At 60.2% G+C, this 11956-nt stretch carries 12 protein-coding genes; all 12 read right to left on the reverse strand.

The window, feature by feature from the left end; genetic code table 11:
• Positions 1-123: 123 nt before the first annotated feature.
• The 12 genes from GSVR_RS11450 to queD all read right to left on the reverse strand — a co-directional run bounded on the left by GSVR_RS11450 (position 124) and on the right by queD (position 11899).
• The gene (locus GSVR_RS11450) at positions 124-1425 is read right to left on the reverse strand and encodes a phenylacetate--CoA ligase family protein (RefSeq protein ID WP_173200456.1); all 1302 of its coding nucleotides are present in this window, start codon (positions 1423-1425) and stop codon (positions 124-126) included.
• Between the two features lie 91 nt (positions 1426-1516).
• Positions 1517-2095 (reverse strand): indolepyruvate oxidoreductase subunit beta, encoded by a 579-nt coding sequence (locus tag GSVR_RS11455; protein ID WP_173200454.1) that lies wholly within the window; start codon positions 2093-2095, stop codon positions 1517-1519.
• Positions 2092-3870, reverse strand: a complete 1779-nt coding sequence (gene iorA, locus GSVR_RS11460) for an indolepyruvate ferredoxin oxidoreductase subunit alpha (RefSeq protein WP_173200452.1) — start codon at positions 3868-3870, stop codon at positions 2092-2094. The genes GSVR_RS11455 and iorA overlap by 4 nt, the downstream gene beginning before the upstream one ends.
• Positions 3871-4182: 312 nt before the next feature.
• Positions 4183-5121 (reverse strand): exopolyphosphatase, encoded by a 939-nt coding sequence (locus GSVR_RS11465; RefSeq protein ID WP_173200450.1) that lies wholly within the window; start codon positions 5119-5121, stop codon positions 4183-4185.
• A complete protein-coding gene (locus GSVR_RS11470; protein ID WP_173200448.1) occupies positions 5118-6764 on the reverse strand; it encodes a Na/Pi cotransporter family protein in 1647 nt (548 codons plus the stop codon). The genes GSVR_RS11465 and GSVR_RS11470 overlap by 4 nt, the downstream gene beginning before the upstream one ends.
• A 254-nt stretch (positions 6765-7018) precedes the next feature.
• Positions 7019-7294: an HU family DNA-binding protein gene (locus GSVR_RS11475; protein WP_173200446.1), complete on the reverse strand. Its 276-nt coding sequence runs from the start codon at positions 7292-7294 to the stop codon at positions 7019-7021.
• Between the two features lie 46 nt (positions 7295-7340).
• Entirely contained in the window at positions 7341-8360 is a 1020-nt protein-coding gene (locus GSVR_RS11480; protein ID WP_173200445.1) for a tetratricopeptide repeat protein, read from the reverse strand.
• Positions 8361-8375: 15 nt separating this feature from the next.
• Positions 8376-9686: a class I SAM-dependent RNA methyltransferase gene (locus tag GSVR_RS11485; protein WP_173200443.1), complete on the reverse strand. Its 1311-nt coding sequence runs from the start codon at positions 9684-9686 to the stop codon at positions 8376-8378.
• The gene (locus GSVR_RS11490) at positions 9679-10080 is read right to left on the reverse strand and encodes a hypothetical protein (protein ID WP_173200441.1); all 402 of its coding nucleotides are present in this window, start codon (positions 10078-10080) and stop codon (positions 9679-9681) included. Before GSVR_RS11490 ends, GSVR_RS11485 begins: the two co-directional genes overlap by 8 nt.
• A complete protein-coding gene (locus GSVR_RS11495) occupies positions 10070-10795 on the reverse strand; it encodes a creatininase family protein (protein ID WP_173200440.1) in 726 nt (241 codons plus the stop codon). Before GSVR_RS11495 ends, GSVR_RS11490 begins: the two co-directional genes overlap by 11 nt.
• A complete protein-coding gene (locus GSVR_RS11500) occupies positions 10792-11538 on the reverse strand; it encodes a 7-carboxy-7-deazaguanine synthase QueE (RefSeq protein ID WP_173200438.1) in 747 nt (248 codons plus the stop codon). The genes GSVR_RS11495 and GSVR_RS11500 overlap by 4 nt, the downstream gene beginning before the upstream one ends.
• Complete coding sequence (gene queD, locus GSVR_RS11505) at positions 11531-11899, reverse strand: 6-carboxytetrahydropterin synthase QueD (RefSeq protein ID WP_173200436.1); 369 nt, start codon at positions 11897-11899, stop codon at positions 11531-11533. Before queD ends, GSVR_RS11500 begins: the two co-directional genes overlap by 8 nt.
• Positions 11900-11956 lie beyond the last annotated feature (57 nt).

Genomic DNA, 11956 nt, shown 5'->3' on the forward strand with positions numbered 1-11956 from the left:
CAGAGGCACGGAGAACTTCAAACTCTTTTCAACGAGACAGCCCCTTTGGGTTAAACTTACGAGATTTTGCCCTTTTCCTGCTTTTCCTCTGTCAGTGTCTCCGTGGTAGATTGACGTGTAGAACTACAGCTTCCTGTTGTCGATCACCCGTTTGGCCTTGCCCTCGCTGCGCTGGATGGTTTTGGGTTCCACCAGTTTGGCGGTGCAGGTGATCCCCAGCATGTCCTTGATTTCCTTCTCGATCCGGCGGGAAAGTTTCTGCAGCACCTTGATCTCGTCCGAAAAGAGCCGTTCGTCCACCTCGACCTGCACTTCCAGCGTGTCGAGGTTGTCCCGACGATCCACGATCAGCAGATAATGGGGCTCGACCCCCTCGATGCCGACCAGGATCGATTCGATCTGGGAGGGGAAGACATTGACACCGCGGATAATGAGCATGTCGTCGGAACGGCCGCTCATGCGGGTGATGCGGGCATGGGTGCGGCCGCACACGCAGGGTTCGTAGGTAATGCTGGTGATGTCGCGGGTACGGTAACGGATCAGCGGTATGCCCTGCTTGGTGATGGTGGTGATGACCAGTTCGCCCCGCTCCCCTTCTCCCAGGCGCTGCCCGGTGTCGGGATCGATGATCTCGGGGATGAAGTGGTCCTCCCAGATGTGCAGTCCGTTTTTGGCCTGGATGCACTCGATCGCCACACCCGGCCCCATGATCTCGGACAGGCCGTAGATATCGATGGCCGCCAGGTTGAGCTTGTCCTCGATCTCGCCGCGCATGGATTCGGACCAGGGCTCGGCCCCGAAGATCCCCACCCGCAGTTTGAGATCGCGGAAGTCGACCCCTTCCTCGTGGGCCGCTTCGGCCATGAACAGGGAATAGGAGGGGGTACAGGTCAGGACTGTGGAACCGAAGTCCTGCATGATCATGATCTGCTTCTTGGTGTTGCCCCCGGACATCGGTATGACCGATGCGCCCAGGAGTTCGGCGCCGTAATGGGCACCCAGGCCGCCGGTGAACAAACCGTAACCGTAGGCGTTGTGGATGATGTCACCCTTGTGGGCGCCGGCCGAAACGAAGGAGCGCGCCATCAGTTCTGCCCAGGTCCGGATGTCCTTGGCTGTGTATCCCACCACGGTCGGCTTGCCGGTGGTGCCGCTGGAGGCGTGGATCCGGACGATCTCTTCCATGGGGGCGGCGAACAGGCCGTAGGGATAGGAATCGCGCATGTCCTGCTTGGTGGTGAATGGCAGCGCCTGCAGGTCTTCCAGGCTCTTGACGTCCCCCGGCTTGACGCCGGCCTTCTCGAAAGAGGCCTGATAAAACGGCACGTTGGCATGCACACGTTCCATCACCGACTGAAGGCGCTTGAGCTGCACCGCCTCCAGTGCCGACCGGGGAAGGGTTTCGTATTCCTCGTTGAAAAACATGCTAAGACCTCATGATACGATAGTAGCGCTGCTTGCCGCCGCCACAAGGGGGCAGCCCCGTGGAACGACAACCTGAACGTGTTCGTGGATGCTACAGAGAACGCCCCATCAAAAAGGCTTTCCTGTTTATTTCCAATGCCTTGGGTGGTACCATTTTCTGCAACGCTTCAAGCCAGAATTTCTCGTCGATATCCAGACGCTTGGACACCGCTCCCAAGAGGACCGTGTTGGCCGCCCGCGCATTGCCCGCCTCGCTGGCCAGCTTATGGCCGTCCACCAGCAGAAAATCGGGGAATTGCTCCCGGATGCCCTCGACCAGCCCCTCAGGATAGCTCTCCTTGCCCATTAGGATCGAAGGGGAGGCAATGCGCAGGTCGTTGGCCACCACCGTTCCCCCGGGTTTCAGCAGCGACAGGTAACGGCTGGTTTCCATCAGCTCGAAGCCGAACAGGATGTCCCCCTGCCCTTCCGGCACGATCGGAGAGAAGACCTCCTTGCCGTAGCGTACATGGGACACGACACTACCGCCGCGCTGGGACATGCCGTGAATCTCGCTCTTTTTGACGTCGAAGCCGGCCAGCATGAAGGTCTCGGACAGGATTTCCGACGCCAGCAGGATGCCCTGCCCCCCTACGCCTACCAGCAGGATATTGGTGATTCCCCCGCTCATTTGCTCCTCCCGATGGCGTTGAACTTGCACAACTGGCGGCAGACGTCGCAGCCGGTGCACAGCAGCGGCTCGATATAAGCCTTGCCCCTTTGCCCTTCACCCGGGCGCCATTCGATGGCAGGACAGCCGATCTTGAGGCAGGCCCGGCACCCAACACAGCCCTCCTCGTCGACCTCCAGGACGATGCCCTTTTCGAAGACCCCTTCGCGCTTGATCAGCACGCAGGGCTTGTCGGTGATGATCACCGAAGGCTCGGGACGGTTCATCTCCTCCTGTATCACTTTACGGGTCTGCTCCAGATCAAAGGGATCGATCAGGCGGATGTGCTGTACCCCCACCGCCTTGCAGAGCAGAGGTAGATCGACGCGGTGGGTCGGATCGTCCATCAGCGTGAAACCGGAGGCCGGATTGTCCTGGCGCCCGGTCATGGCGGTGATGCGGTTATCGAGGATGATCAGCGTGGCCGGGGACTGGTTGTAGACCATGTCCATCAGACCGTTGATGCCGGTATGCAGGAAGGTGGAATCACCGATCACTGCCACCACCTTTTTCTGCTCCTCGCTCGAGACCACCTTGGTGACTCCGGTGGCCATCCCGACCGACGCCCCCATGCAGACGCAGGTGTCCATGGCCGAGAGCGGCGGCATGAAACCGAGCGTGTAGCAGCCGATGTCGCCGGTCACGTAGGCCTTGAGCTGGTTAAGAGTATAGAACACGCCGCGGTGCGGGCAGCCCGGACACATATTGGGGGGGCGCGGCGGCAGTTTCGCGGGCTCCGCCGTTGAGGATGAAGCGACAATAGCCCCCTGGATGCCGGCTGCGGCAAAGGCCTTCTGAATCCTCTCGGGTGTCAGCTCGCCGCAGATCGGCAGGATCTCCTTGCCGGTTATGGCAAGGCCCATGGCCTTGACCTGGTCCTCGATGAACGGGTCCAGTTCCTCGACCACGAAGAGCCGTTCCACACGGGAGGCGAAATCCCGGATCAGGGTCTGCGGCAGCGGATGAACCATGCCCAGCTTGAGGGTCGAAGCCTCGGGAAAGACTTCGCGTACATACTGGTAGCAGGCGCCGGAGGTGATGATGCCGATGGAGGTATCACGCAGTTCCAGGCGATTGATGGCCATGCTTGCCCCTGCCTCGGCCAGTTTGGACATGCGCTCTTCGACCAGCGGGTGGCGGACCCGGGCATTGCCCGGCAGCATCACCAGCTTGGCGGCATTGCGCACCAGCTGCGGCTGCGGCAGACCGGTCACCGGCTCAGCCAGTTCCACCACCGACTTGCTGTGGGAGATACGGGTGGTGGTCCGCAGCATGACCGGCGTGTCGTACTGTTCGGACAGCTCGAAGGCCAGTCGCGTAAACTGCAGACACTCCTCGGAATCGGACGGCTCCAGCATCGGCACCTTGGCGAACTTGGCGTAATTGCGGTTGTCCTGTTCGTTCTGGGACGAATGCATTTCCGGGTCGTCGGCCGTCACCAGCACCAGGCCGCCATTGACGCCGGTATAGGACAGGGTGAACAGCGGATCGGCCGCCACGTTCACCCCGACATGCTTCATGGTGCACAAAGCGCGCCCGCCGCCAAAGGAGGCGCCGATGGCAACCTCCAGGGCAACCTTCTCATTGGGGGCCCAGGAGGAGTTGATCTCTTTGTAATTAATCGTATTTTCAAGAATTTCCGTGGATGGAGTACCCGGATAGGCACAGGCGACGCGGCAACCCGCCTCGTAAGCGCCACGGGCTATGGCCTCGTTGCCGGAGAGAATTTCTTTCATGACCGCTTTCCCACTGATTGAGGTTTTGTGCAAAGTTTTGGCACTATACTAAAAGGACATGGAGAATGCAATCGTTTGACATGCTTTCAACAGCATTCAGTTTAATGAAAAAAGCGTTCAACACTGCGGAAATACACAAATCGAAGAAACCGGGGACAGGGACTGACAGAGGAGAGCAACCAGGGCGAATGGAGGCATGGTGAGCCTGTGAGGCAGCGGGCTGTGCGACACCAGCGGGGATTGCGCAAGACTGCAGAGTCGGGGAAGGAGCACCGGCAACCCTTTCACGGAGAATAGGTTGCCGGTGCCATTTCAATCCACGGAGTTGACAGGGTCAGCGGGAAGCTCGTCAGTGACCACCAGCCCTTCCAAAAGGCCGTAGTCGCTGACCTTCATGCTCCCGATGCCGAACATCTCCATCGTGTGCAGGGTGATCAGACTGCCGGCGATGATCAGGTCTTCCCTGCCCCGCTCCAGGCCGGGTATCCCGAGCCGCTGGTCGGGTGCAAGAGGGAGCAGGCGCCGGTAGATCGCCTGTATCTCATCCTGTGCGATGATGTAGTTGTTGACCAGGCGGTAGTCGTACTGTTCCATCCTGAGGTTGATGGCTGCCAGCGTGGTGGCGGTACCTGCCGTGCCGATCAGCACGGTGTCGCGGTCGACAGAGCAGGAACTACCCTTCATCTCCTGCATTAACGCGCCAAGTTCCTTGCGGATTTTCCGTTCCATGGCCTCCGGTGTACCCTTGCCTTCTGTCAGACGCACCACCCCCAGCGGCAGGCTGCTGATGAAACACGCTTCGCCGTTTCTCACCAGGGTATATTCGGTGCTCCCGCCCCCCACGTCGAACAGCAGGATATGCTCGTGTCTGCGATCCAGACCGGCAAGAACGCCCGCCAGGGTCAGCCGTCCCTCCTGGATCCCGTCGATGACCCTGAGCGGTATGCCTGCACGGCGTTGTGCCGCCTGCAGGAAATCCCCCCCATTGACGGCATCCCGGACCGCACTCGTGGCCACGGCACGTATATGGCTGGCCTTGTGCCGCCGGATCAGATCAGAAAATCTTTCCAGACAGGAGAGCCCCCTCTGGATCGCCTCTTCCGAAAGGCCGCGCTCACGGCAAAAACCGCCCCCCATCCGCACGATCTCCCGCTCCAGGCAGACCGGGGCAAAATTGCCGCCGTTCCGGTCAGCGATCAGCAGGCGTGCGGTATTGGTTCCCAGATCAATAGCGGCGATTCTGTCGTTCATGCCGATTTCCTTCCGTATATTGCCATCAGGTTCCAGCAGAGCTCGGCAATCCGTTCCAGGTCGGCCATCAGCTCGTTGAACAGCATGGCTGCCCGCGGAGGGCAGACCCCCGAGCAGATCCTGTCGAAGTGCAGCTCCTTTATTTCGTCGTCGGCGGCCCGTGCAGCCTCCTTCAAGCGGCGGCGTGCATCGTTTTCCGGGGTCAGCCCTTCCTTGACCATCGTCTCCACAAAGGACATGTTTTCCGCAACAGCCGCGGCCATGCGCCTGAGATCGTCCATTGCCTCATCGGAAAAGAAAATGGACGCTTCCTTGCGGTCAATGATGCAGTCGAGAATATCCTCGCAGCGATCCCCGATATGTTCCAGATCGGTGACCGTCTGGAGCAGCCCTGGTATTTCGTAGCTGATGTCCGGATTGGTGCTGGAGCGGGCCAGAGACGCCAGGAACCCGGTAATCTCATGGTTGAGCGAATCGAGCACCTGTTCGTGCCGTCTGATAGTGTCGGCCCTGCGGGCATCGTAGTCGAACAGCATCTCCCGCACATCGGCAAACATGTACCCTGTCACCGACACCATCCTGACGATCTCCTTGCGGGCCTGCTCAATGGCCAGGGTGGGAGTGTTGATGATGCGCATGTCCAGGTAGCCGGCCCGGGGCTGGGGCATGGCGCCATTACCGCCATGATCGTCATAGGCCCCGATGATACGTGAAACGAGCCCGCTGGCGGCTGTTGCGATCAGGGCCGCCACGATGCCGGCAACGGTGTGCAGCCAGGCCAGGCGGCTGAAAAGCTCCCCCCGCTGCAGCGAACCGGAGGCCATGTCCGCCAGACTGCTGGAGGCGACTATGTCTGCCAGATACGGGGCGAACACCGCCAGGGGAAGTATCGCCACAACCGTGACCAGAAAAAACGAGATGGCTATCCGCCGCGACACGAACGTTCCGCCGATGGAGGCCAGCAGGCCGATGGCTGCCACCCCCGCCACACTCCCCAGCATCATGAGGTTGCCCATGGAAGCGGGCACCTGTTGACTCAGCACCAGGGAGGTGATCACCTGGGTCGCGGAGAGTGCCGACTGCACGAAGCAGGAGATAACCGCTCCGAAGACCATCGCCGGAACGGGATAGTTGAAAAAGGCCCCCCTGAAGGCCCCGTAGAAGGGATGACTTTCATAGGGCCGGAAACTTCCTTCCAGCAGGCTCAGACCCAGAAAGAGCAAGCCGGCCCCCAGCAGCAGGTCCCCGGCATTGGCGAGCCTCCGCCGGTGGGCGAAGAACTTGAGCAGCACTCCCGCAAATACCAGCGGAGCGGCAACCAGGCTATAGGGAATGCCCTGCAGGTGCAGGCTCAGCGAGGCGCCCACCAGCGCCCCGGCCAGCACGCTCATGGCCTGAAAGGCGGTCAATACCCCTCCGTTGGCCAGTCCGATCGTAAAAATGACCGCAGCCCCGGCGGAATTGAGCGAGAACGACAGGACCATGCCGAACAGCAGGGAGTACAGGCGGTTGGAGGTTATCGCAGCAAAAACGGCGCGAATGCGCGCATCAGCCACGGTGCGAATCCCGTTGGACATGATCCGCATGCCCAGCAGAAACAGGCCGATGCCGCCCAGGGCGCCCTCGAGCAGATTAAGAGACATCGAAAACTCCCGGAACTGTTTCAGAATTTCGAAAGGAAGGATTGTGGTTGACTGATTGAATGTGTAAGTGAGGTATGAATGCCATGTGATATGTCTGGATGCCTTGCCCGAGATGGTTGGAGCAGCGGGAATCGGGCGCCCATGCCGGCACGGACGCCCGATTTTCCTCTCAACTGCTGCATCGTTCGTTTCCGGCAGGCTCCAGCGGCGGCGAAGGAGAACACTCTTGTTTCCCCGTGCCGCATTGGTGCCGCTTACCCGATGACCATTTCCTTCAGTTCCTTGCCGACCTTGAAGAAAGGCAGCTTCTTGGGGCGCACCGTTATGGGCTCTCCGGTCTTCGGGTTTCTGCCGGTATAGGTATCGTATTCCTTGATTACGAAACTTCCCAGGCCGCGGATCTCGATACGCTCTCCCCCAACCATGGCATCCGCCATGGAGTTGAAAATGATGTTGACGATCTCTTCAGCGCGTTTGTTGGAGATATCTTTCTTAGCTGCCAGATGTTCGATGAGTTCCGACCTGTTCATTGCTTTCCCCCCACAGTATACCGATAGACTTGTTCTAATGCCACATTCAATGGCAACATCCGCCGAGATATTGCTTGAAAACCCGCGCCGCTTCCTGCTGCCGGCCGCACTGCATGAGTGCCGCATACAGCTTTTCGGCGGCAGGTTTGGCGACCGGTGTTGTCAGCAGTTTTGCGAACCGGTCAATGGCTCCCTGGGAATCGCCCGACAGGAGCGACACCTCGCCCCGCAGCATGAGCGCCTGTATCGGGAGGATGTCGTTGGCCGCCATATGGTCGAGATGACCGGCAGCTTCGTCCAGTCGGCCGGCATCGATCAGAAGCAGGGCCAGCCCCTGGTAGGGAAGCGGGTTGTCCCGGTTGTGCCCGATGGATTCCCTCAGGCAGGCTTCCGCGTCGTCCACCCGGCCGAGCCGGTACAGAATCATCCCCTTTTCATAGCTGTAAATGTCGCTATGGGAGCCCTGGTACCATTCTTCCAGCATCTTCAGGGCAGCGTGGTGCTCATCCTGGCTGACAGCCAGATACATGCAAGCAAATTTCTCTCCCAATGTTGCATAGCGCTCGTAATTTTCTTCAGGAAGCTGCCGAATGAGAAGATCGTAATAGTCTTCGGGAGACATGTCCGGGTGATCATGCGCTGAATCCGGCGCTGCATCGTGGCAGGAGGACGAACTGCAGGAGCTGCATCCCCCTCCGGCTTCCGGTTTGGGCGAAATGGCGGTCTCTTCCCGAATAAACGAGAGCAGATTTTCCGCCTTTTCCCGTAGGGCCGGGTCGTTGGTCAGCGTTTTTGCCAGTTCGAGATGTTCGGCTGCCTTGGCGCCGTTGCCGTGCTGGAGGGCAGCCTCCGCCTCCTCGATATTCAGGGCCGCCAGGGAGGTATTGGCAGCGGCTATCTTTGCAGCGAACTGCTCCACTGTTTCGCGATTGCCGGTCCCGCACGATTCCAACCCCTGCTCGTACACGCTGCGGGCATCGAAAAAACGTCCGGACTCGAAAAGACGGTCCCCTTTGGACAGGTAATCGTCGGTGCTTTTGGAAAACAGTCGCGAAAAAAGGCTCACGTGGTTACCTCCCGTTTATACCCGCTGCAGCAGGGTTACGCTTTCCAGATGATAGGTCTGCGGGAACATGTCGACCGGCACGCTTGCCAGAACCTGATACCCGCTGCCCGACAGATGGCCGCAGTCCCGCGCCAGCGTGCTGGGATCGCAGGAAACATAAATAATTTTCTCCGCCCCGCTCCGGACAAGTGCGCCAACCGCGTCGGCAGCTCCGCTGCGGGGGGGATCAAGGATAACCGTATCAAACACGCCGCGCCCCTCCCCGGCCAGCCGCGTGATGCCGGCAGTGGCGTCGGAGCAAAGGAATTCCGCATTCTGTATCCCATTGCGGCGGGCATTGTCAACAGCAGCGGCAATGGAATCGGGATACTCTTCGATGCCGGTCAGGTGGGCTACCTCACCCGCCAAGGGCAGGGAAAAATTGCCGTTGCCGCAGTAGAGATCCAGAATGCGCTCGTGCCCGCCGAATGCCGCGAATTGTCTGATCAAAGCCAGGATGGCGCGGTTCTGCAAGCCGTTGACCTGGGAAAAACCGCCGGGCCTGAATCCGAGAGAACACTCACCACCATGACCGTCCGGCAGACCGTAGACCAGCAGATCATCTCCGCAGACCCTGCACAGGGTGGCCTTGCGGCCGGTTTGCAGGTACAGGCCGGTCAGCGGGGACAGGCTGCTGAATTTTTTTTTGAAAAATGCGGCGGTACGATCGGCATCGCGGCCGATGTAATTGACGATAGCCACCGCCCCGTGGTCGCCGCAGTCGATATTGATCTGGGGAATCATGTCCGGTTCGGGAAACTCCGCCAGGACCTCCCGCAGGCGCTGCAAGGCCTGATTGATCACCGGCAGGGCGATCGGGCACCCCGCGGGCGCATCTTCGACGAAATGGGACCCCTGCCGAAAAAACCCGATCTGCAGACGCTGCGACCGTCCGTGCAGCTTGAACTGGACCCGGCTGCGATAGCCGTACCGGAGCGGAGAGGCTATCGTCTCGCGCACCAGTTCGACCGGCACCCTGGCTCCCCGCCAGAGTGCATCGGCCAGGATGCTGCGCTTTGCTTCGAGTTGGCAGTCATAGTCCACATGCTGCCAGTCGCAACCGCCGCACCTGCCGAACAGGGGGCAGGAAGGGGTGACGCGCCGGCTGGAGGGGATGATGATATCGATGATGGAGGCGTTCAGATAGGAGCGTTTTTCGGCGGTGATGCGCACCAGAAGTTCATCGCCGGGGCAGCTGTAGGGAACAAAGCAGACCTTGCCGTCAATACGGCCGACACCGCTGCCTCCGAAAGCCAGTTTCTCGATGCTGACACGGGCCTCAGACATGGACGCCATTCCGGAAAAAGGCTGTGGGCCGGGATTTTCCCGCCTTGGCATGTTCGCTCAGCACGAAGCGGCGGGCAAAATCGGGGCGTGAGAGATAGGGCTGAACATTGACCTCAAAGCTCTGCAGCAGCGCCTGGCGCACATCCTCGATCTCGTTCTCCGGCACTGCCATCTTTTCAAGGCTCCTCTCGAAACGCACCGACGCCCCCAGGCGCTCCAGCGCATCCCGGTAATCGGAGGTACTGTCGAACCAGCTCGCCGAGAGCGGCACCTCCGCCTCGACACGCAGCCTGACATGATAATACCCGCCGAAATAGTGGCAGGTGGCATCAAGGATCGCGGCGGTCACGCCGTCGGACAATTTCATCGTCCGGATCACGGTTTCAGGTGTCATGGCCACACCTTTCCAGGGCACGTACCAGCTCGATTAATTTTTGGACCACCAGTTCCTCCAGCTTGGCACCCTTTTCAGCCGAAGCCTTGCCGGGATCGCCCCAGACTCCGCCCGGCCAGTAACGCCGCTTGTCGCGTACCAGAATGCCGCCTGGAAAGGCGGGAAACTCGCGTGGAGCGCTCCCCTTCACCAGATGGGGATGGCTGTGCATGATCCGTGAGGTTTCGATCTCGCCGGCATGGGCATCACCCGCGGTTTCGATCAGCCCTTTCCCCTCGTTCCGGGCCAGGTCGTACTCGCTCACCACCGCGATTTCGATATCATCGAATTCGGCGATCAACTCTTCCCCGGCATCCTGAAGCGCCATGCAATGGGCGCTGCCGGCATGTCCCGAAAGTGCGACGAAACAGCGCAGCCCCTGGCTACGCAGCGAACGGACGATATCCTTGAAGAGCAGCCTGAGCGTAGTGGTGGTGATCGACACAGTGCCGGGATGGCGCGCCGTGGAACGGCAGTTGCCGTAATGGACCGGCGGAGCGACGAAGAGAGGGATCCGCTCGGCAGCGCGCCGGCCTACGGCATAGGCCTCCAGCGTGTCGGTGGAAAGCGGCAGGTGCGGCCCGTGCTCCTCCACCGAACCGAAGGGGATCAGGACGGTGCGGGTCCGCTCAAGTCCCGCTTCGAATTCAGTCATCGTCATTTCTTCGATGATCACATGACCCCCAGCAGTTTATGCATCTGCGGAATCACCCTCACATCGGGCAGACGGGAGGCGGCTGTTTCCTGCAGGTGCAACAGATGTACGGCAGTGATGCCGACTTCGCCGCCGGCCAGCGTCAGCGGCTGGAGAAACAGCGGCACCGCCGGGTCAAGGGAGGTGATGATGCCGCACACCCGTTCGATCTCTTCCACGGAAGAGCGTTCAGATACCACCACTTTGACCGTCACCGTCTTGCCCAGCGAGACCTGAAGAAAACGGCGGTGCAGATCCCACAGCCCCTCACATCCCGAGGTGGAGGGGAGCTTGATGTCCATGCTGACATAGTCGATATGCCGGATCACCTGTTCCAGTGCGGCCGGCAGGGTGCCGTTGGTTTCCAGGTGCAGCGGAAGAACATCGTGCAGCGCAGCCAGCCAGTCCGACAGAACGGCCGCAGCGAGCAGCGGTTCCCCCCCGGTGATGCTCACCGAATGATGCGCACCGGGCAGTTTGGCGGTCCAGGCGGTCAGGATTTCCCGGCAGGTCTCCAGCGCCAGCGGCTGGGGCAGCTGCCGGAAGGTATTGGAGCCCGGCTCGGTTTCGACGTGACAGACGGCACCCTTGTCGTAGCTGGTGTCGCAGTAGCTGCAGTTCAGATTGCAGTCCGTCAGGCGGACGAAAATCTGCCGTCTGCCGGCCAGCAGCCCCTCCCCCTGAATGGAAGAGAAGATTTCGCCGATGTGCAGCGGCTCACTCATAATAGCTGGCCGAGGCGTTGTCCGACTCCCATACGGTGACCGAATCCACGGTGATGTTGCCGTCGTTGAGACGTTCCGAGAGGCGCTGGTAGAGATAGCGGGAAATATGCTCGGAGGAGGGAGAGACCTCCTTGAAGACGGGGTTCTCGTTGAGATACTTGTGGTCGAGTTCGTTGATGATGGCACCGGCCTCGCGCTTGAGCACCTTGAAGTCGATCCCCAGACCGGCCTTGTCCAGCTCTCGGGCAGTCACGGCCACATCCACCTTCCAGTTGTGGCCGTGCAGGTTCTCGCAGTCCCCCTGATAGTTGATCAGGTTGTGGGCTGCGGCAAAGGCGGTGCGAATGGTCAGTTTATACATTGAAGACTCCTGGCGGAAGATAACGTTTTTGCAAAGACTGATTTTACACAGAAAGAA

The sequence above is a fragment of the Geobacter sp. SVR genome, from assembly GCF_016865365.1.
In the GTDB taxonomy this organism is placed as follows: Bacteria; Desulfobacterota; Desulfuromonadia; order Geobacterales; family Pseudopelobacteraceae; genus Pelotalea.